Below are 25,625 nucleotides of genomic sequence, written 5' to 3'. Positions count from 1 at the left end.
TCCCGAAAGCCGTCATGGGGATGACGGCGTAAGGGCCGATACCGGAAAGCCCCGGCTCACGAAAGTGAGACGGGGCTTTGCCGTTAAGAGCGTAATTGCGAGGTGCCTAGAACTCGCTGAATGAAGGTTCCATGGAAAAGGCGAGCAAGCCGAGGAACATGAAAGCGAAATACGCAACCCAAAGGATGCCGAAAATGGTGCCGATCCAGCCGGTCACCTTGCCGACCGTGGCTGCCGTGTTGAATTCCCTCTCGGCTTTGTTGGCTTTGGAAATAGCAATCGGCCCAAGAATCACGCCTGCAACGAAAAGGGACAAGATGCCAAGAATCATCGAAGTCTGCGCCAACTGGGCGCCTTCGAAATGGGCTGCAGGAGGATAGCCGAAGTTGCCCGGGGGATATGGGCCCGGCTGGCCGTGAGCCTGCTGGTTGTAGTACGGCTGCTGAGGCACCCCATTGAGCTCGTAGTAGCCAGGTTGCTGGTACTGCTGGTTCTGCCCCTGCTGTCCCGAAGAATAAGGGTTTCTCGGTTCTTCGCTTGGACTGGTCATGACAACCTGCTTTCCGTTCGTGAAGCTCATGCGCCTAGTTCAAGATTCTCTCATGCAGATGGCCAAAGCGCCTGAGCAATAGGAACTTTCCGCAACGAAATGAAGGCTCGAACCTGCCAGGATGCCTAGCTTGCAGGATGCTTTCGGCGCCAGAGCGCATGGGTGCCGGTCGCCAACGCCACGAGCAGCAGGCTGGATGCCAACCCGAAGCCGAAGATCTGGCCGTAGCCGCCATGCTGCGCCAGATCCGCGGTGAGGTAGGTCGCCGCAGAAGCTCCGGCAAACAGGGCAAAGACGAAGAGCGAAACGGTGGTGGCCCTCGCGTCTGGCGAGATATCGGTTGCCCAGCCCTGCATGGACGAGTGCATGATGGCATTCGTGGCGCCCAGCAGGAATGCCGTGACGGTGTACGAGGCAGGGTATGGTGCGAATGCTGAGGGGAGGAACGCCGCGCAAAGCACCAGTCCGCCAGCGCCGATAAGCCACGTTCGGCTGAAACGTGCCACCAATCGGCGCATCAAGCGCGCGCCCAAGATGACTCCCACAGCGAAAGCGCAGCCCAGCGCTCCGGCCAGGCCGATGGAGACACCTGATTCCTGCAAGGCCGGGACGATATAGGTCAGCAAGCCCATCAGCAGGCCGCCTTCGAGGAAGACGATGCCGTAGAGGGCCAAATTCATTGGACGCAACGCGGCACGGAAATTGAACCCGGACCGGGAACGCTCCGGCTCCGCGGACTTCCGCAGGGAATACAGGGCAGCAATGCAACCGAGTGCAGGCAAGAAGAACACCAGCCGCCAATTGGCATAGGACGCCAATGCTCCCGAAGCCAACGTCGCCAAGGTCGTGCCCAGCGAGGAATAGACCTGCAGATCGGAAAGGCCCCGGGCGCGTTCTACACCGGTGCGGGTATCGCCCAACAGCGTCAAAAGGGTCGGGTACAGCGCTCCGAACATGAGTCCGGAGATGGAGCGGGCAATGAGCAGCGGCAGGTAGTTGGTGAACAGGATGCTTGCGATTGCGGCCAGCGCGGCTCCGATGAGCGCAGCACGCAACACCGCCAAGCGCCCGAAGCGGTCACTGAGCATGCCCCAGATCGGCTGGCCAATGGCATAGAACAAGGCATAGGACGCTACCAGTTGGACCGTTTGCGCGAAGCTGAGCGAGGTGCCGACCGACAAAGCGACCAGCATCGGCGGGGTGCCATAGCGGTCGAAGAAGGAGAGGAAGCCTATGAAGCGCAAAGCAGAATCGGGAACGCCATGTGCCCGAGACTGGAGGTCCTGATCTTGCCGCATTCCGGCCTTTCGCTTCTATTTCTTCTGCTTACCTACCCATGTAAGCAGAGTGCGCCCTGCACAACTGCCATTCATGACAGTGGTGCAGGGCACAAGACGAGCTGCAAGTCAGGCAGTCACCACGGTTCCGGCCATGAATCGGGCGAAGAACTCCGTCAGAGCCGAGGTGCCATCCAATGGGAGCACCATGGACACGTACTGGTCCGGGCGAACGACCACCAGCGCCCCCGCAACGCGGTCGATGCCGCGAACCTCGTAGATTTCCTCCCCGCCATCAACCAGTTTCGAGGCAAAGGCCTTTTCATAGTCGCGCAGGCCGTACTTGCCCTTGGCCGGAACCAGCAGCGCCGGCAGATCCGCAACGGTGGTCTCCGTGTGCGAACCCTGGTGCACGCCGCGCAAGTCGAACACCGCGTCGACATCAGCACCTGCAGGCGTGAAGCGCCGCAGCGGCGAGTCCGGATCCTCGACCAGGAACTGGATCAAGGCATCATACTTCGGCGAAGCACCTTGGGCATCGCGGTCCGCGAATGCGTACAGGCGCCACCGTCCATCTGCCTGGGCGGTGTGGCCCAAACCGATGCGCTGCGCATCGGCAATGCGCGTGACATCCGAAGAGTGGAAGCGCTCGCCGACGGGGAAGCCAGCAGCCAGATGCTGGTGCTCGGTGCCGCCAGTGAGCAGGGAGGGCGTGTAGCGGGTGCCGAAGCCCGCGGTGAACTGGCCACCGCGCTGGAATTGCTCCTGGACCTGGTTTGGATCCAGCCCGCCTGCTTCGGGCTTGCCGGGATCCTTGGGCGCGGTCGACATGGTCTTGGACCAGCGGGTGTCGAAATCGATCAGTTCCCGGGCGATGGCCTGGCGTTCTTCGGAGTAGGTGCGCAGCAGCGAGCTGTGGGCGCGGCCCTGCAGCACGGCTGCCAGTTTCCAGCCGAGATTGAAAGTGTCCTGCATGGAAACATTCATGCCCTGGCCGGCCTTGGCCGAGTGGGTGTGGCAGGCATCCCCGGCGATGAAAATGCGCGGTGACGCATCAGGGGCCGCATTGGCATCCAGATCATCGAAACGGGCGGCCACGCGCTGGCCGACTTCATAGACTGACCACCATGCGATTTCCTTCACGTCCAGCGAGTAGGGGTGGATGATCCGCTGCGCGGTGGCAATCAGCTGGTCCGAGGTGAAGCGGCTGCGCGCCTCGCGGTCTTCTGGGTCCAGGTCTCCCATGTCCACGTACATGCGGACCATGTATCCGCCCTCGCGTGGGATCAACAGGATGTTGCCGCCATCGGCGGACTGGATGGCTGCCTTGAAGCGGATGTCCGGGAAGTCGGTGGTGGCCAGAATATCCATGACGCCCCACGCATGGTTGCGGGCATCGCCTTCGAGCTTGATGCCCAGGGACCGGCGCACAGCGGACCGGGCACCATCGGTGCCCACCACGTACTTGGCCTGGATCTGCTGCTCTTCGCCGTTGCGCCGGACGGTGGCCGCCACAGGATAGTCCCCGTCATTGGTGTTTTCCACGGAGATCAGCTCTACTCCATAGTAGGGAGCTGTACGGCTTGGGCTCTTGGAGGCCTTGTCGAAGAGGAAATCCTGGAGGCGGGCCTGGTTCACGATCAGGTGCGGGTATTCGCTCAGGCCTTCGGCAACGTCCTTGACCCGGCTATTGCGCGTGATCTGCGAACGGTCTTTGGCATCAGGGCCCCAGAAGACGGTCTCGTTCACGCTGTAGCCTTCGCGCAGCAGGCGGTCTGCCAGGCCGAAGGCGTTGAACATTTCCACCGTGCGGCAGGCGACGCCATCGGCGTGGCCCATCAGGAGCGGTTCGCCATTCTTCTCGATGACCAGGGTGTGCAGATCGCCGAACTCGGCGAGCTGCGCAGTCAAGATGGCCCCGGCCGGACCGGTTCCGGCGATGAGCACATCAACCTGAGTGGGGAGTACCTCCGGGTCGTGCTCGCGCTGCGCTGGCTGGATATCGGGGCTTCCGGTGCGGAAGCCATTGAGGTAGTACTGCATGTTCGGCCTTTGCAGGTTGACAGCGTCGTGATGCCGCTGTGGAAAGGTAAAAGGATTGCCTTGAGGCTATTGCTTTTCCGCGATCTCAGGCCATGTTGTTCTGCAGAGCAGAATCCTGGGCCATGCTGCGCACTTCGGAGCGGGCGGCATGCAGCGCGTAAGCTCGGAGCATGCAGTTCAAGAGATACCGCCGGAAGTGGCCGTCCTATCCCATTGCCTCGGTGGATAATGCCTTGGCCCTGCTTGAGTTGCTGCGCGATTTCGGCACCCTGCGCCTGAGTGATGCGGCGCTGGAATTGGGCATCTCGCGCTCCACGGCCCACCGGCTGCTGGCCATGCTGGTGTACCGCGGTTTTGCCGACCAGGATGCCGCTCATCGATACATTCCCGGCCCGGCCTTGGGCGTGGCTCCGGCGGGAATGAGCTGGACGGCAGAGCTGCGTCGCCGCGTGCATCCGCACCTGCAGGCACTGAGCGATGAGCTGGACGAGACCGTGAACCTGATGGTCCGCGCGGGCACGCAAGTGCGCTTCCTGGCCACCGTACAAGGCTCGCGCGCCGTGCGTGTGGGGGACCGGCAAGGCGAGGTGATGCCGGCGCATTCCGCCTCGGCTGGGAAGGCAATGCTCGCCCAGCTGGGTCTCCCAGCGGTCAAGGACCTGTACCTTCTCGAATCGAGGATCAACGGCACCGACTTCCCGCAGTCCTGGTTTGCCGGTTTCGAGCAGGAGCTTATTACGGCCAACCGGCGGGGCTTTGCCGTGAACTTGGAAGAGACCGAAGTCGGCGCCAACGCATTGGGCGTGGCCATCCGGGACGGGGCCGGCGAGGTGGTCGCGGGACTGAGCGTTTCCATCCCGCCGGTGCGCTTCCGCCAGATGTTCGAGGCTGGGCTGCCCTCGGCGGTCTTCGCGGCGCGTGAGCGCATTGAAGCCGGCTTGGAAGATTTCATTGCCGGGCAGTAACCGGCAATGGCAGCTGGAAGGCATTAAAAACTCGCGGCCGGTTCCCTGGAGGTTTAGGAGGGGAACCGGCCGCGATAGCTTGGTGAGCTGGCCTTAGAGGCCGCGGACCATCAGGACGTCCAGCGTACGCGGGCCGTGTACGCCTTCGACGCGTTCCAGCTCGATATCACTGGTGGCCGACGGACCGGAGATCCAGGTCTGCGGACGGGTGATCGTCAGCCGAGGCATGGCTTCCGGAAGCAGGCGCACGATCGAGGAAACCGGCACGATGCACACATGCTGATCTGGCACCAGCGAGATCGCGCGGCGTCCCTGGTTCGGCTCGCCATCAAGGATGATGGTGCCCGACTCGGCAACCGACACTGCCGAGGAAGTGACCACTGCGCTGGTTTCATCCAGCTCGGCGATGCCCAGGCGTGCGCCTGGGGCATCCACGCGCTGCTCAACGCTCTCGCCCAGCGCGGAGAGCCAACTGGTGTCCAGTCCGTGCGGGTAGACGACGCTGGAGGCACCGGCCAGCTTGGCGGCCACGAATTCCGGGATCTGCGCGGCGTCGATGACGTCCACTCCGGCCTTGTAATCCACCAGGCGGTCGACCAGCAGCTCGATGAGCTCGGCTTCGCCCATGTCCGAGGTCTTGCGGTATTCGCGTGGAACTTCGGGCGCGACGGGCGCATCGGCTAGCGCCGAGCGGATCCGCCCGAGGATTTCGTCTTTTGCGCTCACTTGGACTCCTTTTCGTCGCTCCACCAGTCGCGGAAGGACTTGCTTGGCGGGGCTGGAATGTCGCGGCTGGCGGTCCAGCCTGCGGCGATGCCCGGAAGCTTCTTGATCTTCTTGTCCTTGCCGGACACCAGCCGGCCCAGCGGCAGGGCTTTCTCGAGCAGGCCAATGTTCTTGCCCTTGCCCAGTGCCCAGGAGCCGCCCTTCATCAGCAGATCCATTTGGGTAGGGATCTTGTGCTTGTCGCGGTTGGCATCCACATCGTCGCCGCGCAGGTGCACGAGGATTTCAGGGATGTTGATCTTCACCGGGCAGGCGTCGTAGCAGGCGCCGCACAGCGAGGACGCGTACGGCAGGGAGCCGTTTTCCTCGACCTCGATGCCGGTCAGCAGCGGGGAGAGGATCGCGCCGATCGGGCCCGGGTAGGTGGAGCCGTAGGCGTGGCCGCCGGTGCGCTCGTAGACCGGGCACACGTTCATGCAGGCCGAGCAGCGGATGCAGTTCAGTGCGGTGCGGCCGAAACGGTCGGCCAGGGCCCGGGTGCGGCCATTATCCAGCAGCACGATGTGCACGTTCTGCGGGCCGTCGTCTTCGCTGACCCCGGTCCACAGCGAGGTGTAGGGGTTCATGCGCTCGCCGGTGGAGGAGCGCGGCAGCAGCTGCATGAAGACCTCGATGTCTTCCCAGTGGGGGAGGACTTTCTCGATGCCCATGACGGTGATCAGGGTTTCCGGCAGGGTCAGGCACATTCGGCCGTTGCCCTCGGATTCCACGACGCCCAGGGTTCCGGTGTCGGCCAGCGCGAAGTTCGCGCCGGAGATGGCGACCTTGGCGGCGAGGAACTTCTTGCGCAGGTGCTTGCGCGCGGCCTCGGCCAGCTTGGCCGGCTCATCGGTCAGGTTCGGGTCCACCACCGGCATCTCCTTGAGGAAGATGTCGCGCACCTCGGTGCGGTTCTTGTGGATGGCCGGAACCAGGATGTGGCTTGGCTTGTCGTTGCCCAGCTGGACGATCAGCTCGGCGAGGTCGGTCTCGAAGGCTTCGATGCCCTCGGTTTCCAGGTGCTCGTTCAGGCCGATTTCCTGGGTGGCCATGGACTTGACCTTGACTACCTCATTCGAGCCGGTGGCCTTGACCAGCTCGGTGACGATCTTGTTGGCTTCGGCCGCGTCACGGGCCCAGTGGACGACGCCGCCGCGGGCGGTGAAGTTCTTCTCGAACTCCTCCAGCCGCTCTTCGAGGTTGGCCATCGTCAGGTTCTTGATGGCGCTACCGGCGTCGCGCAGCTCTTCCCAATCAGGGAGCTCGCCGACGACGTTCAGCCGCTTGTCGCGAATGGTGTGGGTGGCGTGGCGCAGGTTCTTGCGCATCTGGGTATTGCCCAGTTCGCGGTGCGCCGCCTTGGGGAATGGCTCGGTCTCGAACAGGTTGCCCTGTCCGCCGGCAGGCATGCCGAGGAATACCTGGGTCACAGTGACACCGTCTCTTCCATGGTGCTGGCCAGGATATCGGCCAGGTGCAGGGTCTTTGGCTTGGCTCCGGTGCGCGAAAGGCCGCCGCCGATGTGCATCAGGCAGGAGGCGTCGCCGCCTGCGCAGGCCGAAGCGCCGGTGGAACAGATGTTCTTCATCTTGTCTTCGAGCATCGCCGAGGAAACATCGGAGTTCTTGATCGCGAAGGTGCCGCCGAAGCCGCAGCACTGGTCGGCTTCCGGAAGCTCGTTGACGGTGATGCCGCCAACGGTCTTGAGCAGATCCAGCTGGCGGTCGCCGAGCTTCAGCGAACGCATGCCGTGGCAGGAAGGGTGGTAGGTGATGGTCTGCGGGAAGTAGCTGCCCAGCTGCTCTGCCGCGTTGGTGATCCCCAGGACATCCACCAGCAGCTGGCTCAGCTCATAGGTGCGCTTGCCGACGGCAACTGCGCGGTCCTTGAGCTCGGGCTTGCCCAGGCGCTCGGCCAGGTACGGGTGCTGGTGCTTGACCGAAGCGACGCAGGAACCCGAGGGGGCGACCGCGACATCATAGTCTTCGGTGTCGAAGGCATTAATGTGGTTTTCGACGACGGGCAGCGCTTCAGGCATATATCCGGAATTCATATGCATTTGCCCACAGCAGGCTTGCGCCTTGGGGAAAATGACTTCATGGCCCAAGCGTTCCAGGATTTTCACGGTCGACTTGGCTGTTTCCGGATACATAGCATCCACAATGCACGTGGCAAAGAGAGCAATTCGCATAATAAATGACTCTTTCAGGGTGTGGTCAGACCATACTATGCGAGGTTCTTCGAAATAGTCAAGACTTGTTGTGATAGCTCTCACCTTGTACTCTAGGTGGTCGGACCACATATGGTCAGACCATCTCGAGTAAGGACGCCCACACCGTGTTTACACCCACGACAGACCCCATTGCGGGGAGCATCGCGCTATCGGCGCTGGTTGCACTCATCCCGCTGCTCACATTCTTCGTGCTCCTCGCGATCATCAAGGTCAAGGCCCACTGGGCCGGCCTGGGGTCGCTGGCTGTAGCGATCATCGTCGCGATCTTCGGCTGGCACATGCCCGTCGGGCTCGCGTTGAACTCCGGGGTCATGGGCATGGTGTTCGGTGCCTTCCCGATTGTCTGGATCGTCGTGATGGCGATCTTCCTCTACCAGGTGACCGTCAAATCCGGCCGCTTCGAGGACCTGCGCAGGGTCTTCGACGTCATCGGCGGCGGCGATGTGCGCATCCAGGCCGTGCTGATTGCTTTCTGCTTCGGCGGCCTGCTTGAGGCGTTGGCAGGCTTCGGCGCACCTGTGGCGATTACCGCCACCATGCTGCTGGCATTGGGCCTGTCCCCGCTGCGCGCTGCCTGCGCCGTGCTGATCGCCAACACCGCCCCGGTAGCCTTCGGCGCCGTGGCCATTCCGATTACCACCGCAGGCGCGCTGACCGGCATCCCGGCTGCCGACATCGGCGCCATCGTTGGCCACCAGTCCCCGCTGCTGGCACTGTTTGTCCCATCGATCCTGGTGCTGATCCTCGATGGCTGGCGCGGCATGCGCCAGACCCTGCCGGCGACGCTGACCATCGGCATTTCCTTCGGTGTCGCGCAGTGGCTGTGCTCCACCTACTTCTCTTACGAGCTGACCGATATCGTCGCCTCGCTGATCGGCCTGGCCGCTGCAGTAATCCTGCTTCGGTTCTGGACTCCAAAGGGCGCCGACGAAGCACGCCAGCGCGTACTGACCGCTGAAGCCGCTGCGCTTCCGCACGAAGGCAACACCAAGCTGCACGCAGGCAACACCTGGATGGCTCTGTTCCCATACCTGCTGGTCATCGTCATCTTCGGCGTGGCCAAGCTGTGGAAGCTGGGCGTCGACATTCCTGCATGGCTGGCAAGCACCGACATCAAGTTCGGCTGGCCGGGCCTGGATGGCAAGATCCTGAACGCCGAAGGCGAAGCGGTCACCTCCACCGTCTACAACTTCCAGTGGCTGTCTTCCCCGGGCACCCTGCTGCTGATCACCGGCCTGATCGTGGCCCTGGTCTACTCGTTGAATGACGGCAATGGCGAATACAAGATGACCTTCGCCGAGGGTGCTGCCGAAATCGGCAAGACCATCTACAACATGCGCTTCGCGGCACTGACCATCCTGTCGGTCCTCGGCCTGGCCTACGTGATGAACCTGTCCGGCCAGACCATCACCATCGGCACCTGGCTGGCGGGAACCGGCGCGTTCTTCGCCTTCCTGTCGCCAATCCTGGGCTGGATCGGCACCGCGGTGACCGGCTCGGACACCTCGGCCAACGCGCTGTTCGCCAAACTACAGCAAACCGCTGGCATCAATGCCGGCATCGATCCGAACCTGCTGGTTGCCGCCAACACTTCCGGCGGCGTGGTCGGCAAGCTGATCTCCCCGCAGAACCTGGCCATCGCCGCCACCTCGGTGAAGATGGAAGGCCAGGAATCGGTGATCCTCAAGAAGGTTGCCGGCTGGTCCGTAGGCATGCTGCTGGTGCTGTGCTGCTTGGTCTACCTGCAGTCCACCCCGGTTCTGTCCTGGATGCTGCCCTAGCCATGAACCGCTAAAATAGATCCGATGTCAATGAACCCAGCTCCGCGTGCGTACCAGATCGTTCTCCAAGCGATTGAAGAGGATCTGCGCAAAGAGAAGCTCTCCGTAGGAGACCAGCTTCCCGGCGAGCGTGCGCTCGCGGAGCGGCATGGGATCTCGCGGGCATCAGTCCGCGATGCCATCCGCATCCTTGACGTGATGGGCATTATCAGGACTTCCACCGGTTCTGGACCGAACTCCGGAGCGGTGATCATTTCCAACCCCTCGGCCGGCATTTCGCAGGCCTTGCGGCTGCACTTGGCAGCCAAGGGGATTAACGTCCGCGAAATTGTCGAATCGCGCATCCTGCTGGAAACCTGGGCCGCGCAAATGAACCCGCGCGACCCGGTTTATGCCCAGCAGGTGATCGACCGCACCGCGGTGCTGATCATGCGCATGGACGATCCGCAGCTTTCGCGCGAGGCCTTCCACCGCATTGACGCCGAATTCCATGTGCTGCTGGCCTCCATGGCCGGGAATTCGGTGGTCGAATCCATGATGGAATCCCTGCGCAATTCGATCAGTGACTATGTCTCGGACTCGGTGCCCAGCGACGAGGCCTGGCAACCGGTGGTGCGCGTGCTGCGCCGCCAGCACAAGGCCATCCACCACGCCTTTGCGACGAATCAGCGCGAACGGGCAGCCCAGCTGCTCGAAGAGCACATCAACTGGTTCTACTCGCAGACGCGGTAGGGATAAGCAAGATTTCAGCATGCGCATGGCGCCCCGGATAACGGTTCGGAAATTTTCCGATCCGGCCCCGGGGCGCCATTGCCGCATCTGCTAGCTGGCGATGCTCACCGCGGTGCGCACCGGCACCGGGTTGGCGAACAGGTCCAGCACGGGGCAGTGGGCGTCCACGGCCTGGCGCAGTTCCTCGTAGCGTTCGGCCGATTCGGGGCCGGTGATCTGGATGTCCAGTTCCACCGACGAGAAGCCCGGGCGGATAGACTTGTCAATGCCGAAGAGGCCACGGACATCGAGGTGGCCGTTGGCCTGGATCTTCACCTCGTCCACCTGGATGCCGAGGTTTTGCGCGTACAAGCGGTAGACCACAACCTGGCAGGAGATCAGCGCGCCGAGCGCATATTCCACCGGGCTTGCCGCGGCATCATTGCCGCCCAGGGCAGTTGGTTCGTCGACCTGGAAAGTGTGCTTCCCGGAGACAATGTTGCTGGCTACCGAATCGAACCCCTCGCCCTCGACGGTAAAGGTCAATTTGGCGCTTTGCGGGGCCGCCGAGATGCGTTCGCCCCAGCCCTTGCCTGCTTCCTGCAGGCGCTGTGCGCGGTCTTCGGATACGGTCAGGGTAGATGCTGCATTAGACATGAGGAATTAATCCCCTTTCTGGCGCAAGGGGCGCCATCGCTTACGCACCTTGGCGTTCAAGATGCGTCGAATCTTCACCTGGGGCACCCCGCACAATGACGCAGGAGGGTTGCCGTCCACTCAGCCAGGGCTCAAAGAGCGGAACTCGTGATTCTGTGGTTCTTTTCTATCGGCTGAGGTGCCAGCGCGTAAAGGGCAGGGGTAACTTTTCGTCATCGGGCAACTTGTCTGGCTGCTCGCTAAGATGGAATCGAGCTCTCGGGCACCCACTGCACGAACAATGAACGGCGAGTATGGAATTCCAGCTGACACTTTCTGCGGCCCAGACCTTGGTGACCGAATCCGAATACAACCTGGGCCAGTTCCTCTGCGATTCCGGAAAAGTGGAGATCGTCCACCGGTACATGAAGCCGGGATTTTCCCGCATTTCCGCAATGGTGCTGCGCGAATCGGTGATGGCCGAGCTGCAAATCAACCGCGGCAATATCAGCTTCACCAGCTTCTGCAGCAAGCATCCGGGCGTTCAATCCTGCGAGGATGTCGCCGCCTTGCTCATTGAAGTCACCACCGAAGAAGACCAGGGCTTCTTCGTCTCCGACTCCGGGGTGGACCCTTTCGCATGGAAACGCAACAGCAAGCCGCAGTGGGAACGAACCCTGGACCGTCTGCTTCCAGCAATTCCAGATGAGCAACTGGTTGACGAGGAACCGCTGGGATTGATCCTGAAAGTGGTCAGCGAACCCCGTTACGGAGGCGCGGACGCGCTGACCTTGCAGGCGCGGCCGGCCCGCCGGGGCACCAAGAGCCCTTGGGTCCAGACTGGAGTCAGCTGGCGCAACGTCGCCTTCGATGAGCGCTTCTCCAAGAAGCAGCGCCGAGCGGTCGTTGAACTGGACCGGCTGCGTGAACACGTAGAACAGAGCACCTACCGGCATTCGTGGGATCCCAAGGACTGGATCTCGCTGATGGATCTGCCTGGCCAGGACCTGCTGGATGCCTTCGAGGCCCTGCGCGACGCCGGAGTGCAGATCGTCAACGGCGGTTCCGCTGCCAAGCTCCCGGTGGAATTCAGCGAGATACCAGCCATGGCGCACGTGGATGTGCGCCGCACTGAACAGGGCCTGCGCATGGAAGGCAAGTTGCGCGGGCCGCGCGAAGAGCACCACCACCTCTTGCCGATCGGTACGCCACCGACCCTGCTGGCCTACGCCTCCAGCCCCTTGCCGAAGGCCAAGGAACTCGGATTGGCGCAGTTCGCTGAACCTGTCACGAAGGAACTGGCGGCGTTCATCGACTCCGGTGCGCACATCATTCCGGATGGAGCCATCGATCTTTTCGAGACCCAGCATCTGGACCGATTGCGCGTGATGGCGCCGCTGAAGAGCGAAGATGGCAGCTACCGTATCCCGGTTCCCGCGCGCCCCAGCCTCAAGCTGTCCTTGGAAAGCATCCAAGCCCCGCTGACCGTGCGCTATTCCTGGGAGTACTCATCTAAGGGGCCTCGCCAGCATGCCGTGGAAAGGGAAATTGCAGCTTCGGTGCAGGACAAGCTCGGCGAGCTGGGTTCGCTGGGGCAACTGACCGCATCAGGGATTTTCCCTCCGAAGGAATTCAGCACCTCTGAGTCCATCGACTTCCTGGTCCACGCACTGCCGCTGCTGGAAGAGCATCCCGATGTCATCATCGAGGAGCAGAACCGGCTGCCGAAGTACCGGATCAGCGATGCCCCGGCGACGGTCAGCGTCGAAGCGGGTGAAAGCACGGGTGACTGGTTCGACCTGTCCGTGGAAGTGCTCCTCGGCGAGATCAAAGTGCCGTTCGCGCTGCTGCTCGAAGCCCTGACCAAGCAAGATGAGTACCTCATCCTCGATGACCTGACGGTGATCCCGATTGATGGTGCGGATTTTGCCCAGCTGCGCCAGCTGATCTCCGAAGCCGGGGAGCTGGGCACGGTGCAGGGCGATACGATTCGCATCCACAAGTTGAGCATCGACTGGTGGCAGGAACTGGTGGATCTGGGAATTATCGAAGCCCAGCACAACCAGTGGCTGCAGACCATGAAGGCATTGCAAAGCGGCGAAGAGATGAAGCCTGTTGAGCTCTCGGATACCTTCAACGCGCAGTTGCGCCCCTACCAGAGCCATGGCCTGTCCTGGCTGGACTTCTTGCGCACCCATGGTCTTGGCGGGGTCCTCGCCGACGACATGGGGCTGGGCAAAACCGTGCAGCTGCTGGCCTGCCTGGAACAGGCACGCGTTGAAGATCCCAGCCAGAAATTCCTGGTGCTTGCCCCTACCTCGGTGGTGGGCAACTGGATCAATGAGGCGCAGCGTTTCGCCCCGCAGATAAGCGTCACCGGCATTACCTCAACCGCAAAGAAAAGCGGCCAGGATTTGGCTGCGCAGATCGGCGATGCGCAGCTGGTGGTGACCAGCTATACGATCTTCCGCTTGGCCTATGAGGATTTCGAGGCTGCCGGTTTCAACGTGATGATCATGGACGAGGCCCAGCAGCTGAAGAACCACGCGTCCAAGGGCTACAAGCAGGCCCGGCAGCTGCCGGTGCCGTGCAAATTCGTGGTCACGGGCACGCCCATGGAGAACAACCTCATGGAACTGTGGGCGTTGGTCTCGCTGGCCGCACCTGGCCTGCTGGGTGGTGCGAAGTCCTTCAAGGACAACTACCAGAAGCCAATCGCCGACGGGGACCAAGAGCGGATGGAACGCTTGAAGAACCGTCTGCGACCATTCGTGCTGCGCCGCACCAAGGAGCAGGTCGTTCCCGAGCTACCGGCAAAGACCGAACAGGTCCTGGAAGTCGAGCTGGAGCCAGGGCACCGGAAAGCCTATGACCGCCGCTTCCAGCGCGTGCGGCAAGAAGTGCTGGGCCTGGTTGACGATGTCGATTCGAATCGCTTCCAGATTCTCCAGTCGCTGACCTTGCTGCGCCAGCTGGCTTTGGATCCCTCGCTGGTAGGCGAAGGCAATGCGCCCAGCGCGAAGCTGGAAATGCTGCGTGAGCTCATGGGGGATGCGGTTTCCGAGGGACACAAGATCCTGGTCTTCAGCCAATTCACCAGCTTCCTGTCCAGGGCACGCGACGTCGCCGAGGAATTGGGCATTGAGCACGGTTACCTTGATGGCTCCACCAGTGGACCGCGGCGCAAGGAACTGATTGACGGTTTCAGCGAGGGGGATTTCCCGGTCTTCTTCATCTCGCTGAAGTCCGGAGGATTCGGCATCAACCTCACCTCAGCGGACTATTGCATCCTGCTTGACCCGTGGTGGAACCCCCAGGCCGAAGCACAGGCGATTGACCGTGCCCATCGCATCGGGCAGACCCGGCCCGTCTATGTGTATCGTTTGGTAGCCAAGGACACCATCGAATCCAAGGTGCTCGCGCTGCAGGCCAAGAAGACGCAGCTGTTCAACGATGTCTTGGGCGACACTGCCGAGGGGGCTCAGAGCGCCGCGCTTTCTGCCGATGATTTCTTGGCACTGATGGATTGATGCTTAAAAAGCTGAAGCCTTGGAAACTGTAGGGTTTCCAAGGCTTCGGCTCCTCTAGCGGTTTAGAGAATTTCGTCAAAGCTGTGGTTGAGGCGGTGCAGGAGATCTCCGAAGTTCTTCAGTTCGGATGCTTCCCATTCCTTGAGCTGGCGGCGCAGTTCCTGACGCAGCGTGTTGCCGCTCGAACGCCATTTTTCCTTGGCTATATCTGTTGCCGAGACCAGCTGGGCCCGGCCATCGGAAGGATCCTGGGTACGGGTGACAAGGTCCAAGGACTCAAGGTGCTGCACGAGGCGCGAAATGGTTGCCTTGTCCAAGCGCAGCTTCTCTGCGAGCGCCCCCTGCTGCTGCGCCTCATCACGGATGACCACTGCAAGCAAGCGGTACCCCGGGTCCTGCAGATCCGGGTGGATGATCTTGGCACGACGGATCAGCATTTGGCGGGCACGCAATAAGATGGCGGTGAATTCTTCTTCGACCGTCTGCATCAATTCTTCTTCTTGCATAACTCCTATTCTAATCAGCGTTTCGCACGGGCAGGCAGTTCGCGTAGCCATCGATATTCGCACAGATCTCCTGCACCCGGCGGGTGAAGGTGTCGTTCGAATGGCCTGAATAATGCGGGGTAGCGATGACTCGGGGATGGTTGGCAAGGCGCCGGGTGTCCTCCGGTGCCTGCATACCCTCCGGCGCCTGCCACCATACATCCAGCGCCGCGGCACCCAAGCGGCCCGAATCCAGCGCCTCGTGCAACGCAGCCAGGTCCAGCACCGGGCCACGGGCGACGTTGACCAGCACTGCCCCGGGGCGCAGTGCGGCTAGCTGCTCGCTGCCGATCAGCCCGGTGGTCTCATCGGTCAGCGGCACGCACAGCACCAGCACGTCTGCCTCGGACAGCAGGCGTGGCAATGCATCCATGGTGCCCACCCAGGCCGCATGGGGCGGGAGCTCCTCGGGGACGGTGCGTCGCACGGCGACGCAGCGGGCACCCAGGCTGCCGCAGAGTTCAAGGGCCTGCGTGCCGATGGCACCGAGCCCCACGAAGCCGATGGTCAGCTCGGCGAGCGTACGGTGCAGCGGCGTTTGCGGATCGGTGGCCAGGGTCTGCCAGCTGCCAGCGCGCAACTGCGCGGTGACCTCAAGCAGGCGGCGCTGCGCGGCCAGGATGACCATCAGGATGTGCTCGGCGATGGCCCGTTCGTGATGCGCGGTGCGCGCCACCGTGGTGCCGGAGGAGAGCCGGTCGAGTGCCAGCCGGTCGGTGCCGGAACCGGTGACATGAACCAGCCCGGCGCGGGTAGCCGCGGCCTGCTCGGCACTCAGCCGGGCGCAGACCAGCACGTCGGCCTCGGCTATCAGTTCCAGTTGCGGCCCCGGCGCCATCGAGGCGGCAAAGTGCCAGTCGTGGTGCGGTGACAGGCTGCGGAACAGCGGCTCGAAGCGGGCGACGATGGCGTCGGTGACGACTACCCGCAACGGCGCTACCATCGGGGGCTCGCCAGCTCGAAGGACGGGTCGATGCGGCGCATGTAGCCGGTGTCGTCGCGTTCGCGCAGCCCGCAGTCCAGGTATTGCTGGTGCAGCCGTGCCAACCCCTCCGGGTCAAGCTCGATCCCCAGGCCCGGTGCCTCGGGCACCGCGACGGCACCGCCCGCCAGTTCCAGCGCCCCGGGGAGGATGACATCCTCGTCCGGGCGCTTCCACGGCCAGTGGGTGTCGCAGGCGTAGTCGATGTTCTCGGTCGCCGCAGCCAGCTGCACCATCGCCGCAAAGCTGATGCCCAGATGCGAATTCGAATGCATGGACAGCTTCAGGCCGAAGGTGCGCGCGATGCCGGCGAGCAGCGCGGAACGGCTGAGTCCGCCCCAGAAGTGGTGGTCCGACAGGACGATGTCTATGGCTTTGCGTTCGATCGCTTCGGGCAGGTCATTGAAGGAAACCACGCACATGTTCGTCGCCAACGGCATCGGGATGGCCCGGCGCACCGCGGCGTTGTCTTCCGCGCTCAGGCACGGATCCTCCAGGTATTCCAGCACTCCGTCCAGCCGCCGGCCCACCTCGATCCCGGTAGCCACATTCCACACCCCGTTGGGGTCCAGACGCAGCGGCGTTCCGGGGAAGACCTGGTGCAAGGCTTCGATTGCGGCGGCCTCCTGCTCGGGCGGGAAGACCCCGCCCTTGAGCTTCAGCGCCTTGAATCCGTAGCGTTCGACCATGGTGCGTGCCTGGCGCACGATGCCCTCGGGGTCCAGCGCCTCGCCCCAGGCATCCGGCTCATGCCCCGGGTGGCGGTCCCACTTGTAGAACAGGTAGCCGCTGAAGTCCACGCGCTCGCGCACCGCCCCGCCCAGCAGCGTGCTCACCGGCAGTCCCAGGATCTTGCCCTGCGCATCCAGTGCGGCGACATTGAAGGCGGAAAGCACCCGGTCGGCCAGCGAGGTGGTGGTGACCATGCCGCCGGTGCCGTGCCCGCCCTGGCCCTGGTCCCCGCGCAGCGAGTCCTCCACGAGCTCGGCGATCTGGTTGAGCTTGAACACGTCGGTGCCGCGCAGGAACCCGGCGGCGCGTTCCAGCCGGGCCAGGTGCGCGCTGTCTCCATAGGTCTCGCCCAGCCCGTAGTGGCCGGATTCGGTGTGCAGCACCACGATGGCGCGCAATGCATACGGTTCGTGCACTCCCACGGAATTGAGCAGCGGTGGATCGGCGAAGGCGACAGGAGTGATCTGGATATCGGCGATTCGGTGGGATTGGGATTGCGTCATGGGGGTAGCTCCAGTCGGTAAGGGACGTTTAGAATCACCCTAGAAAGTGAATCGATACCTGTCCAAGCTAAAATTGGCAACCAACAATTCAAGGAGTGAATTGATGTTCTCGCTGATCCAGCTGGAATCTTTTGTGGCCGTGGCCGAGGAGCTGCACTTCGGCGCCGCGGCGGAGCGGCTGAATATGACCCAGCCCCCGCTCAGCCGGCAAATCCAGCTGCTGGAACGCGAATTGGATGCCAAGCTGTTCACCCGCACCTCGCGGCAGGTGGCGCTGACCGCGGCAGGACAGGTGCTGCTCCCCAACGCGCGGCGCATCCTGGATCTGTGCCAGAAAACCAGTTTGGAAGTCTCCAAGGTCGCCACCGGGGAATCGGGCACCGTGATCCTCGGCTACACCTCGGTAGCCGGCCAGTCGGTGCTGCCGCGGCTGCTCGCGCTGGCGGCCCGCGAACTGCCGGAGATCACGCTGGTGCTGCGCGAGGGTGTATCCATCGACCAGCTCGATGCGCTGAGCAAGGGACAGATCGACCTGGGGCTGCTGCGCCCGGCGGTGCACCGGCCGGGCGTGCAAACCCACCTGGTCAAGAAGGACCGGCTGGTCGTCGCGCTGCCGGCCGGGCACCACCTGGAAACCGGCAAGGGGGTGCTGATCAAGGAACTGGTCGGCCTGCCGCTGATGATGTACTCCACCCACGAGGCGCGCTACTTCTACGATCTGGTGCTGCGGCTGTTTGATTCGGTGGGTGTCAGCCCCACGGTCACCCAGGTGGCCAGCCAGATCCCAGCGCTGATGGCGCTGGTCTCGGTGGGCTTGGGTGTCTCCCTGGTGCCAGCCAGTGCCCGCGACTTCGCCCCGCCGGGGGTGGTCTTCGAGGAGCTGGTGGGTCCGGGAGGGATGGAGGAGCTGAACCACTCGGACATCTTCCTGGCGTGGGAGTCCGAGGCCGGGAATCCCGCGGCGCAGCGATTGCGCGAACTCTACCTGGCCGAATTGCAGGGGAATGATGCGACCCCTCGGAAAGCGGGTGACGGCAGCAGCGCAGGGAAATAGGCAACGGGTTTCGCCAGTTGCCAGCCGGGGCGGCGAACGAAGGCGGCCCGCCCGGCAACAGCCGGCAGCAGTGCCAGCGCACTGCTTTTGAGAGCTGTGCCGGGTTCAGCAATCTCTGCTCTGGATGCCAACGAAGTTCGCTGCGCTGGGAGGTTGTTGATTCTCCTACCAAAATCCGCGGCGAGCGGCCGGCCTTGCATGGCAAAATCGGCCGCTCGTCGCCGCTTAGGCAGAAGTGGTGATGCCGGTGGGCCGGCATCGAGCTGGGGATCCGATCAGGAGATCGGAGTGAGCAGCGTGCGATCCTCTAGGTAGGAGCGCAAATTGCCCAGGGCCAAGGCTGCCATGTCGGCGCGGGTTTCGTGGGTTCCGCTGCCCACGTGGGGCAGCAGCACGACATTGTCCAGGTTCAACAGTTCGGCGGGGACGCTCGGTTCCTTGGTGAAAACATCCAGCCCTGCCCCTGCAATGTCCTTATTGGCCAGGGCCTGGACCAGCGCTGGTTCGTCGATGACCGAACCGCGGGCAATGTTGATGATGAATCCGCGCGGACCGACGGCTTCGATGACCTCGCGGTCCACCAGCCCAGCGGACTGGGATCCACCGGCCGCGGCGATCATCAGCACATCGGTGGCCTCAGCCAAGGCGAGGGCCGAGGGATGGTAGGCATAACGGCTATCGGGCTTTTCCGAGCGGTTGTGATAGTGGATTTCACACCCAAAGGCTTCCAGGCGGTTTGCGATTGCTTGGCCGATGCGGCCCAGGCCAAGGATGCCTACCTTCGTGCCGCTGGCCCGGGTGGCCAGCGGGAAATTCTCTCCGGCAGCCCAGGCGCCCGCACGCAGGAAGCGTTCGGCAGCGCCGAGCGAGCGCAGCGTCGACAGGTAGAGTCCCAGCGCAGTATCGGCCACGCACTCGGTCAGCACGTCCGGGGTATTGCTGACTACGATGCCGCGGGCCTGGGCTTGGGCAACATCGGTGGCGTCGTAGCCCACTCCGAAATTGATGATCGCCTCGAGATTTGGCAGGCGCTGCATCAGCTCCGAGTCCACCCCGATGCGTCCGGAACAGACGGCCACGCGGATCTGCGTTCCGTGCTCCTCGAGCAGTGCTTCGCGTTCTGGGCCTGGCTCGGGCAGCACCTGCGCGCCGAGGTCGGCCTGCAGGGCCTGGGCCACCTCTGGATTCACCGGTCCCACGCGCAGAATGGCGTCGCCGGTGATGGGGGAGTTCTTTGAGTGCGTCATGGCGCTGGTATTTGTGGGCATACCAGCATCCTAGGAAGACCAATCAATTCACGTCCAACACGCAGATTGGATGGATCAATGCTGTTGAGGCATTGATCGTCAAATAACCCCGAAATGTCGCGCAAGTCACATTTGCCAAAGGCGCGGATCGCCACTGCGGCGCTCGCCGGGCGCCACCGAAGGGACCTGTTTTCCCTTGACCATGCGGGTTCATCGGTCAAAGCTTTTGAATCAACGCCGGCAGTCCTGCCACGCCGGATGCTCCACTCACTGAACCCATCACTCTTCGCGAAGGATCACAATGATGTTGACCAACCACCACCGCACCCGCAGGCTCTCTCTGGCCGTCGCCGCCTCCGCCCTGCTGGGCACCACCGCCCTGTCAGGCTGCTCGGTAGCCAACTCGGAACAGGCTGCCGGCGCACCTGCCTCCGGCACCGCCAGCGACACCCTGCGCGTGGTGCTGCAGCAGGAACCGCCCACCTTGGAAGCCTGCGAATCGAACCTGACCAGCACCGGCGTGGTGGTTCGCTCGACCATCACCGAGCCGCTGATCGAACGCAACCCTTCCAGCGGCGAGCTGGAGCCGAAACTGGCCACCGAGTGGTCCAGCGACGATGACCAGACCTGGACGCTGAAGCTGCGCGAGGGCGTGAAATTCCATGACGGCTCCGACTTCACCGCCGCCGATGCCGCCGCCACCATTGACCGTGCGGTCAACTCCGAGCTGGGCTGCAACGTTGAAGGCTATGTCTTCGGCGACGACGACCTGAAGCTGAAGGTCGTGGACGACTACACCCTGGAAGTCACCGCGGTGAAGAAGGACCCGATCCTGCCATTGCGCCTGTCCTTCCTGGAAGTCGTCCCGGAGGAAACCTCGGCCACCGAGAAGGTGCGCGAACCGATTGGCACCGGCCCCTACCAGATTGATGACTGGAAAGCCGGGCAGTCCATCGATGTCTCCGCCTATGCCGATTACTGGGGCGAAGCCCCGTCCTTTGCCAAGGCCAACTACCAGTGGCGCTCCGAAGGCAGCGTCCGCGCGGCCATGATCACCTCCGGCGAGGCGGATATCGCCACCGGCCTGAGCCCGGAAGACAATATCGGCGAGCTGGGCGTCACCTACCCGAACAACGAAACCGTGGCGCTGCGCATGCACAATGACAAAGCCCCGCTCAACGACGAGCGCGTGCGCCGGGCCATCAACTACGCCATCGACAAGGAATCCATTGTCGCTTCGCTGTACGGCGGACGCGACAAGGCCGCCGCCCAGCTGGTCCCCGCCGGCGTGGTGGGACACAGCGAAGACCTGCCAGTCTGGGAATACAACCCGGAGAAGGCCAAAGCGCTGGTCGAAGAAGCCAAGGCCGCCGGCGAGGACGTCTCAGCCCCGATCAACATGATCGTGCGCACCGCCCAGTTCCCCAAGATCCAGGAGCTGGCCCAGGTGATCCAGGAACAGCTCTCCCAGGTCGGGCTGACAGTGAACCTGAAGATGCTGGAGACCAGCCAGCACCTGACCTACCAGGTCCGCCCGTTCCCCACCGATGAGGACGGGGCGATCATGCTGATGACCCAGCACGGCAACCAGGCCGGCGACGCCGCCTTCACCGTGGACCAGTACATGACTACCAAGGGCGCCCAGTCGGCCTTTGGCACCAAGGAGCTCGACGAGCTGATTGCCACCGCGGATGCCGCCACCGGCGAAGACCGCCAGGCGGCCTTCGAGAAGGTCTTCAAGTACCAGAACGACGAGGTGGTGCAGTTCGCGCACATCGCCCACCAGACCGGCATGCTCGGGGTCGCGGCGAATATCGACTACACCCCGAATTCCTCGACAGGCGACGAGCTGCGCCTGGCCGAAGTCTCCAGCAAGTAGGCGCCGCCATGAGTGAAACGAGGATGTGAGATGCTGACCTATTTGCGAAAGAGGATTATCTCCTCCGCGCTGCCCCTGGTCGTCGTAGTCATCGGCGTCTTCGCGCTGGCCCGCATGACCGGCAACCCGGCGGCACTGTACCTGCCGCTGAACGCGACCGAGGCGATGCGCGAGGACTTTGCTGCACGCAACGGCCTGGACCAGCCGATCTGGGCGCAGATGGCCCAATATTTCGGCGGACTGCTGCGCCTGGACTTCGGCGCATCGATGCGCACCGGGGAAGACGCCGCAGCCATGGCGTTGCGCGCCTTCCCGGCAACACTGCAGCTGGCGGCGATGACGATGCTGCTGGCCATCGTGCTGGCAGTGGTGGTCGGCTCGATTGCCGCGCTGAAGCCCAACGGGCTGCTGGACCGCTTTGCGAGCTTCACCTCGATGATCGCCGCATCCATCCCGGACTTCTGGCTGGCTATCGTGGGCATCTGGGTCTTTGCGATCAGCTTGGGCTGGGTGCCGACCTCCGGGGTGGTCGGGGCGGCCGCCTGGTTCCTGCCGGTGGCCACGCTGCTGATGCGGCCCTTTGGCACGCTGGTGCAGGTGATCCGCGGGGCCATGGTCTCGGCCCTGTCCGAACCGTATATCAAGCTGGCGCGTTCCAAGGGCGCGACCCAGCGCCGGGTGATCGCCAGCCATGCGCTGCGCAACGCCGCGGCTCCCGCATTGACCGTGGCCGGGGACCTGACCGTGGGACTGGTCAATGGCGCCGTGGTGGTGGAAACCATCTTCGGCTGGCCGGGCATCGGCAAGCTGATGATCGATTCGATCCTGCAACGCGATTTCGCGGTGCTGCAGGCCTGCGTGCTGCTCACCGCGGTGGCGATCTTCGCATTGAACATCCTGATCGACCTCGGCTACGCGCTGCTCGACCCGAGGGTGCGGCCCAGCGCCGGCAAGCGGGCGCGGCGCAGCGCCCGGCGCGATGCGTCCCGGCATCGCCCGTCGCAGCCGGCACCGGCCGTTGCCGCTGAGCGCGCCGACGCCACGGAGCACGAGCTGACAAGGAGCCTGCCATGACGCAGACGATGAACCCCCAAGGCCCGCAAGCCGAGGAACCGCACGCCAAGCAACCGCGGACCAAGCTGGCGCGCGGCAGCAAGCCGAGCATGCTGAACCTGCTGCTGCGCGACAAGGTCGCCACCGTAGCGGCCGTAGTCCTGGCAGTGGTGGCGCTGACCGCGATCTTCGGTCCGCCGTTGATGGGCGAGCTGGCCACCAAGCAGGATTTGATGTTCATGAACAAGCCCCCCTTCGACCCGGCCAACGGGTGGGCCTACATCCTGGGCTCGGATTCGCTGGGCCGTTCGGTGCTCGCCCGCATTGTGGTGGCCACCCGCACCACGATGATGGTTGCGGTCCCGGCGGTGGCGATCGCCTTGCTGATTGGCTCGCTGTGGGGTGTGTGGGCCGGTTATCACCGGGGCCGGCGCGAGACCGTCTCGATGCGCATCGCCGATGTGATCATGTCCTTCCCCTCGCTGCTGCTCGCCGTGGTGGTGCTGTTCGTCTTCAGCCCTTCGGCAGCGAATATCGTGCTGATCCTGGCGATCACCCGCATCCCGATCTACCTGCGTACCGCCCGGGCCGAGGCCGCTGAGCTGCAGTCGCGGACTTTCGTGGATGCCGCCCGCACCTTCGGCACCAAGCCCAATGCGATCATTGCCCGGCATGTGATCCCGGTGGTCACCCCAACCCTGCTGACCTTGGCGACATTGGAATTCTGTTTCGTGATGCTGGCCGAATCCTCGCTGTCCTTCCTGGGCATCGGGATCCAGCCGCCGGAAGTTTCTTGGGGTCTGCTGGTGGCCCAGGGCCGCCAGTATCTGCAGACCGCGTGGTGGCTCTCGATCCTGCCGGGCCTGGCCATCGTGATCACCGCGGTGGCGGCCAACGCGCTGGCCGCGTGGCTGCGGATCGCCACCGACCCGGCCCAGCGGTGGCGTTTGACCTTGGATAAGCGTTCGGCCAAGGCGCTGAAGACCATAGTAAAGGATGCAAAATGAGCACCATCACCGATCAGGCCGTGCTGCAGGTCCAGAACCTGGATGTTGATATCCGTACCCCGCAGGGCACCTTGCGGGTGGTCAACAACGTGGGGTTCACCGCCCGCAGCGGCACCACGTTGGCCCTGCTGGGGGAGTCCGGGTGCGGCAAATCCATGACTGCCAAGGCGATCGCCGGGCTGCTGGACCCGGTCGCCCAGGTATCCGGCGGCAGCGCTGAGCTGCTGGGCGAGGACTTGAACCAGATGAGCAGTTCACGGCGCCGCCAGGTGGCAAGTCCCGGGCTGGGTATCGTCTTCCAGGATGCGCTGGCGGCGCTGAATCCGGTCTATACGGTGGGCGCCCAACTGGGCGAAGCCTTCAGGATCCACCGCGGCATGGGCAAGAAGCAGGCCAAGGCCGAAGCCGTGGATTTGATGCGCCGGGTGGGAATCCCGGAGCCGGAAACCCGGGTGAACTCCTATCCGCACCAGTTCTCCGGCGGAATGCGCCAGCGCATCCTGATCGCGATGGCGGTGGCGTTGAACCCGCGCCTGCTGATTGCCGATGAGCCGACCACCGCCTTGGATGTGACAGTGCAGGCGCAGATCATGGCGTTGCTCAAGCGCCTGCGTACCGAAACCGACATGGCGCTGGTGCTGATCACCCACGACCTGGCGGTAGTGGCCGAAGAAGCCGATGACGTGTGCATCATGTATGCCGGCAATGTAGTGGAACAGGGCAGCGTGCAGACGGTTTTCGCCAACCCCACCCACCCTTACACCAAGGGCTTGCTGGAATCGGTGCCCGGCCAAGGCCAGCGCGGGCAGGCGCTGTCCTCGATCCCGGGCAGCCCGCCGGAGCTCAGCCGCATCCCCGCCGGGTGCGTCTACCAGGACCGCTGCCCGCTTGCCTCAGAGCTGTGCCGGGCAGAACGCCCGGCGTTGCGGGAAACCGGTCCGGGCCAACGGGCAGCCTGCCACTTCGCCGAGCAGGTGCCGCACGCCACCGTCAGCCAAACCGGCTCCACCGAGAAGGAGATTCCCGCATGAGCACCGCAACTATCCAGCGCTCGGATACCGTGCTGCAGGTCAAGGATCTGAGCAAGTTCTTCCACGTTTCAGCCGGCGCGTCGGGCTCCCGCGAACTGCGCGCCCTGGACGGCATCAACCTGAGCATCAAGCGCGGCGAGACCCTGGGCCTGGTGGGCGAATCCGGGTGCGGCAAGTCCACGCTGGCGCGCACCTTGATGATGCTTGAAACCCCGGACGCGGGACAGGTGCTCTTTGACGACAAGGATCCTTTCGCCCTGCACGGCAAGGACTTGCTGACGTGGCGGCGCCGGGTGCAGATGGTCTTCCAGGACCCGTTCGCCTCGCTGAACCCGCGGATGAGCGCCGGGCAGATCATCACCGAGCCCTTTGCTACGCACCGCGATCTGTATCGCGGGGCTGCCAAGCAGCGGCGGCTACATGAGCTGCTCGATTTGGTGGGGTTGCGCCGAACCGATGCGGACAAGTCCCCGCAGGAGTTCTCCGGAGGGCAGCGCCAGCGATTGGGCATTGCACGGGCATTGGCATTGAACCCGGAGCTGATCATCCTGGACGAGCCGGTGTCCGCGCTGGACCTCTCGGTGCAGGCCCAGGTTCTGAACCTGCTCAACGAGTTGCAGCAAGAGCTGGGTGTCAGCTACCTGTTCATTTCGCATGATTTGTCGGTGGTGCGGCATGTGACTGACCGGGTGGCGGTGATGTATCTGGGCAGGATCATCGAGACCGGAACGACCGAGCAGGTGTTTGATTCGCCGTTGCATCCGTATACTGCTTCGTTGCTGTCCGCATCGCCGAAGCTGGATCCGGCGCAGCGGCCGGCCGGGCGGATTGTGCTGCGCGGTGAGCTGCCCTCGCCGTTGGATCCGCCTTCGGGGTGCCGTTTCCGTACCCGGTGCTGGAAGGCGCAGCCGGTGTGCAGTGCCGAACGGCCCCAAGTGCGGGTGCGTGAGCAGGGAGGAACTATTCGTTTGGGGATGCCTGGCGATGGTCCGGTGCAAGGATTGCACAGCACCGAATGCCACTTCCCGGTGGAAGTGGTTGAGTCCGGGCAGAGGGGCCGGGGAGCCTAGTGCCCCGGGTGCTGGGGCCTTCGTCCATGAG

Annotated in this window: 21 protein-coding genes and 1 riboswitch; of the genes, 10 read left to right on the top strand and 11 right to left on the bottom strand. The window is 63.5% G+C overall.

The window, feature by feature from the left end; genetic code table 11:
• Positions 1–106: 106 nt before the first annotated feature.
• The 3 genes from ANI01nite_RS08015 to ANI01nite_RS08005 all read right to left on the bottom strand — a co-directional run bounded on the left by ANI01nite_RS08015 (position 107) and on the right by ANI01nite_RS08005 (position 3,870).
• Positions 107–550: a DUF4190 domain-containing protein gene (locus ANI01nite_RS08015; protein WP_141357255.1), complete on the bottom strand. Its 444-nt coding sequence runs from the start codon at positions 548–550 to the stop codon at positions 107–109.
• Positions 551–675: 125 nt separating this feature from the next.
• The gene (locus ANI01nite_RS08010; RefSeq protein WP_255314460.1) at positions 676–1,794 is read right to left on the bottom strand and encodes an MFS transporter; all 1,119 of its coding nucleotides are present in this window, start codon (positions 1,792–1,794) and stop codon (positions 676–678) included.
• Between the two features lie 162 nt (positions 1,795–1,956).
• Positions 1,957–3,870: an FAD-dependent monooxygenase gene (locus ANI01nite_RS08005; RefSeq protein WP_141357251.1), complete on the bottom strand. Its 1,914-nt coding sequence runs from the start codon at positions 3,868–3,870 to the stop codon at positions 1,957–1,959.
• Between the two features lie 170 nt (positions 3,871–4,040).
• Here ANI01nite_RS08005 and ANI01nite_RS08000 point away from each other — a divergent pair, with 170 nt between their 5' ends.
• Positions 4,041–4,835, top strand: coding sequence for an IclR family transcriptional regulator (locus ANI01nite_RS08000; RefSeq protein ID WP_141357249.1), 795 nt, complete (start codon positions 4,041–4,043; stop codon positions 4,833–4,835).
• 93 nt (positions 4,836–4,928) lie between these two features.
• Here ANI01nite_RS08000 and ANI01nite_RS07995 read toward each other — a convergent pair whose 3' ends face one another.
• Genes ANI01nite_RS07995 through ANI01nite_RS07985 form a run of 3 tightly spaced genes read right to left on the bottom strand, consistent with a single transcriptional unit; the run spans position 4,929 to position 7,791 of the window.
• Positions 4,929–5,561, bottom strand: coding sequence for a LutC/YkgG family protein (locus tag ANI01nite_RS07995; RefSeq protein WP_141357247.1), 633 nt, complete (start codon positions 5,559–5,561; stop codon positions 4,929–4,931).
• Complete coding sequence (locus ANI01nite_RS07990) at positions 5,558–7,009, bottom strand: LutB/LldF family L-lactate oxidation iron-sulfur protein (protein WP_141357382.1); 1,452 nt, start codon at positions 7,007–7,009, stop codon at positions 5,558–5,560. Before ANI01nite_RS07990 ends, ANI01nite_RS07995 begins: the two co-directional genes overlap by 4 nt.
• 17 nt (positions 7,010–7,026) lie before the next feature.
• A complete protein-coding gene (locus ANI01nite_RS07985) occupies positions 7,027–7,791 on the bottom strand; it encodes a (Fe-S)-binding protein (RefSeq protein WP_073707794.1) in 765 nt (254 codons plus the stop codon).
• Positions 7,792–7,937: 146 nt separating this feature from the next.
• Between ANI01nite_RS07985 and ANI01nite_RS07980 the strand changes: the two genes are divergently transcribed.
• Complete coding sequence (locus ANI01nite_RS07980; protein ID WP_141357245.1) at positions 7,938–9,614, top strand: L-lactate permease; 1,677 nt, start codon at positions 7,938–7,940, stop codon at positions 9,612–9,614.
• Between the two features lie 24 nt (positions 9,615–9,638).
• Positions 9,639–10,346: a FadR/GntR family transcriptional regulator gene (locus ANI01nite_RS07975; RefSeq protein ID WP_073707796.1), complete on the top strand. Its 708-nt coding sequence runs from the start codon at positions 9,639–9,641 to the stop codon at positions 10,344–10,346.
• A 90-nt stretch (positions 10,347–10,436) separates the two neighbouring features.
• On the opposite strand, the gene ANI01nite_RS07970 is transcribed toward ANI01nite_RS07975, so the two are convergent.
• Positions 10,437–10,982 (bottom strand): OsmC family protein, encoded by a 546-nt coding sequence (locus ANI01nite_RS07970; protein WP_141357243.1) that lies wholly within the window; start codon positions 10,980–10,982, stop codon positions 10,437–10,439.
• 31 nt (positions 10,983–11,013) lie between these two features.
• Positions 11,014–11,135, bottom strand: a riboswitch (SAM riboswitch).
• A 140-nt stretch (positions 11,136–11,275) separates the two neighbouring features.
• On the opposite strand from ANI01nite_RS07970, the gene ANI01nite_RS07965 reads away from it, so the two are divergent.
• The gene (locus ANI01nite_RS07965) at positions 11,276–14,491 is read left to right on the top strand and encodes a DEAD/DEAH box helicase (protein WP_141357241.1); all 3,216 of its coding nucleotides are present in this window, start codon (positions 11,276–11,278) and stop codon (positions 14,489–14,491) included.
• A 62-nt stretch (positions 14,492–14,553) separates the two neighbouring features.
• Here the strand turns inward: ANI01nite_RS07965 and ANI01nite_RS07960 are convergent, their stop codons facing one another.
• Genes ANI01nite_RS07960 through ANI01nite_RS07950 form a run of 3 tightly spaced genes read right to left on the bottom strand, consistent with a single transcriptional unit; the run spans position 14,554 to position 17,253 of the window.
• The gene (locus ANI01nite_RS07960; protein ID WP_170214606.1) at positions 14,554–14,997 is read right to left on the bottom strand and encodes a MarR family winged helix-turn-helix transcriptional regulator; all 444 of its coding nucleotides are present in this window, start codon (positions 14,995–14,997) and stop codon (positions 14,554–14,556) included.
• A 10-nt stretch (positions 14,998–15,007) separates the two neighbouring features.
• Positions 15,008–15,979 (bottom strand): 2-hydroxyacid dehydrogenase, encoded by a 972-nt coding sequence (locus tag ANI01nite_RS07955; protein WP_141357237.1) that lies wholly within the window; start codon positions 15,977–15,979, stop codon positions 15,008–15,010.
• Positions 15,973–17,253, bottom strand: a complete 1,281-nt coding sequence (locus ANI01nite_RS07950; protein ID WP_141357235.1) for a glucarate dehydratase family protein — start codon at positions 17,251–17,253, stop codon at positions 15,973–15,975. The genes ANI01nite_RS07955 and ANI01nite_RS07950 overlap by 7 nt, the downstream gene beginning before the upstream one ends.
• A 103-nt stretch (positions 17,254–17,356) precedes the next feature.
• Here ANI01nite_RS07950 and ANI01nite_RS07945 point away from each other — a divergent pair, with 103 nt between their 5' ends.
• Positions 17,357–18,307: a LysR family transcriptional regulator gene (locus ANI01nite_RS07945; RefSeq protein WP_141357234.1), complete on the top strand. Its 951-nt coding sequence runs from the start codon at positions 17,357–17,359 to the stop codon at positions 18,305–18,307.
• 275 nt (positions 18,308–18,582) lie between these two features.
• Here ANI01nite_RS07945 and ANI01nite_RS07940 read toward each other — a convergent pair whose 3' ends face one another.
• Complete coding sequence (locus ANI01nite_RS07940; RefSeq protein WP_073707801.1) at positions 18,583–19,575, bottom strand: 2-hydroxyacid dehydrogenase; 993 nt, start codon at positions 19,573–19,575, stop codon at positions 18,583–18,585.
• Positions 19,576–19,855: 280 nt separating this feature from the next.
• On the opposite strand from ANI01nite_RS07940, the gene ANI01nite_RS07935 reads away from it, so the two are divergent.
• The 5 genes from ANI01nite_RS07935 to ANI01nite_RS07915 are packed head-to-tail and all read left to right on the top strand — an operon-like array spanning position 19,856 to position 25,594.
• Complete coding sequence (locus ANI01nite_RS07935) at positions 19,856–21,433, top strand: ABC transporter substrate-binding protein (RefSeq protein ID WP_218024314.1); 1,578 nt, start codon at positions 19,856–19,858, stop codon at positions 21,431–21,433.
• 30 nt (positions 21,434–21,463) lie between these two features.
• Complete coding sequence (locus ANI01nite_RS07930) at positions 21,464–22,507, top strand: ABC transporter permease (protein WP_141357233.1); 1,044 nt, start codon at positions 21,464–21,466, stop codon at positions 22,505–22,507.
• The gene (locus ANI01nite_RS07925; RefSeq protein WP_218024313.1) at positions 22,504–23,493 is read left to right on the top strand and encodes an ABC transporter permease; all 990 of its coding nucleotides are present in this window, start codon (positions 22,504–22,506) and stop codon (positions 23,491–23,493) included. Before ANI01nite_RS07930 ends, ANI01nite_RS07925 begins: the two co-directional genes overlap by 4 nt.
• Positions 23,490–24,524, top strand: a complete 1,035-nt coding sequence (locus tag ANI01nite_RS07920) for an ABC transporter ATP-binding protein (protein WP_141357231.1) — start codon at positions 23,490–23,492, stop codon at positions 24,522–24,524. Before ANI01nite_RS07925 ends, ANI01nite_RS07920 begins: the two co-directional genes overlap by 4 nt.
• Positions 24,521–25,594 carry an ABC transporter ATP-binding protein gene (locus ANI01nite_RS07915; protein WP_141357229.1) on the top strand — a complete coding sequence of 358 codons (1,074 nt, stop codon included), beginning with the start codon at positions 24,521–24,523 and terminating at the stop codon, positions 25,592–25,594. Before ANI01nite_RS07920 ends, ANI01nite_RS07915 begins: the two co-directional genes overlap by 4 nt.
• The last annotated feature ends 31 nt before the right edge of the window (positions 25,595–25,625 follow it).

Source organism: Glutamicibacter nicotianae (assembly GCF_006539525.1).
In the GTDB taxonomy this organism is placed as follows: Bacteria; Actinomycetota; Actinomycetes; order Actinomycetales; family Micrococcaceae; genus Glutamicibacter; species Glutamicibacter nicotianae.
This window is presented reverse-complemented; position numbering and strand designations above follow the sequence as displayed.

Bases quoted from the DNA above. Each gene is read 5' to 3' on its own strand.
- ANI01nite_RS07960 (WP_170214606.1), bottom strand. From the start codon at position 14,997: ATGCAAGAAGAAGAATTGATGCAGACGGTCGAAGAAGAATTCACCGCC.
- ANI01nite_RS07930 (WP_141357233.1), top strand. From the start codon at position 21,464: ATGCTGACCTATTTGCGAAAGAGGATTATCTCCTCCGCGCTGCCCCTG.
- ANI01nite_RS07925 (WP_218024313.1), top strand. From the start codon at position 22,504: ATGACGCAGACGATGAACCCCCAAGGCCCGCAAGCCGAGGAACCGCAC.
- ANI01nite_RS07975 (WP_073707796.1), top strand. From the start codon at position 9,639: ATGTCAATGAACCCAGCTCCGCGTGCGTACCAGATCGTTCTCCAAGCG.
- ANI01nite_RS07935 (WP_218024314.1), top strand. From the start codon at position 19,856: ATGATGTTGACCAACCACCACCGCACCCGCAGGCTCTCTCTGGCCGTC.
- ANI01nite_RS07940 (WP_073707801.1), bottom strand. From the start codon at position 19,575: ATGCCCACAAATACCAGCGCCATGACGCACTCAAAGAACTCCCCCATC.
- ANI01nite_RS08000 (WP_141357249.1), top strand. From the start codon at position 4,041: ATGCAGTTCAAGAGATACCGCCGGAAGTGGCCGTCCTATCCCATTGCC.
- ANI01nite_RS08015 (WP_141357255.1), bottom strand. From the start codon at position 550: ATGACCAGTCCAAGCGAAGAACCGAGAAACCCTTATTCTTCGGGACAG.
- ANI01nite_RS07950 (WP_141357235.1), bottom strand. From the start codon at position 17,253: ATGACGCAATCCCAATCCCACCGAATCGCCGATATCCAGATCACTCCT.
- ANI01nite_RS07990 (WP_141357382.1), bottom strand. From the start codon at position 7,009: ATGCCTGCCGGCGGACAGGGCAACCTGTTCGAGACCGAGCCATTCCCC.
- ANI01nite_RS07955 (WP_141357237.1), bottom strand. From the start codon at position 15,979: ATGGTAGCGCCGTTGCGGGTAGTCGTCACCGACGCCATCGTCGCCCGC.
- ANI01nite_RS07915 (WP_141357229.1), top strand. From the start codon at position 24,521: ATGAGCACCGCAACTATCCAGCGCTCGGATACCGTGCTGCAGGTCAAG.
- ANI01nite_RS07945 (WP_141357234.1), top strand. From the start codon at position 17,357: ATGTTCTCGCTGATCCAGCTGGAATCTTTTGTGGCCGTGGCCGAGGAG.
- ANI01nite_RS07970 (WP_141357243.1), bottom strand. From the start codon at position 10,982: ATGTCTAATGCAGCATCTACCCTGACCGTATCCGAAGACCGCGCACAG.
- ANI01nite_RS08005 (WP_141357251.1), bottom strand. From the start codon at position 3,870: ATGCAGTACTACCTCAATGGCTTCCGCACCGGAAGCCCCGATATCCAG.
- ANI01nite_RS07920 (WP_141357231.1), top strand. From the start codon at position 23,490: ATGAGCACCATCACCGATCAGGCCGTGCTGCAGGTCCAGAACCTGGAT.
- ANI01nite_RS07965 (WP_141357241.1), top strand. From the start codon at position 11,276: ATGGAATTCCAGCTGACACTTTCTGCGGCCCAGACCTTGGTGACCGAA.
- ANI01nite_RS07985 (WP_073707794.1), bottom strand. From the start codon at position 7,791: ATGCGAATTGCTCTCTTTGCCACGTGCATTGTGGATGCTATGTATCCG.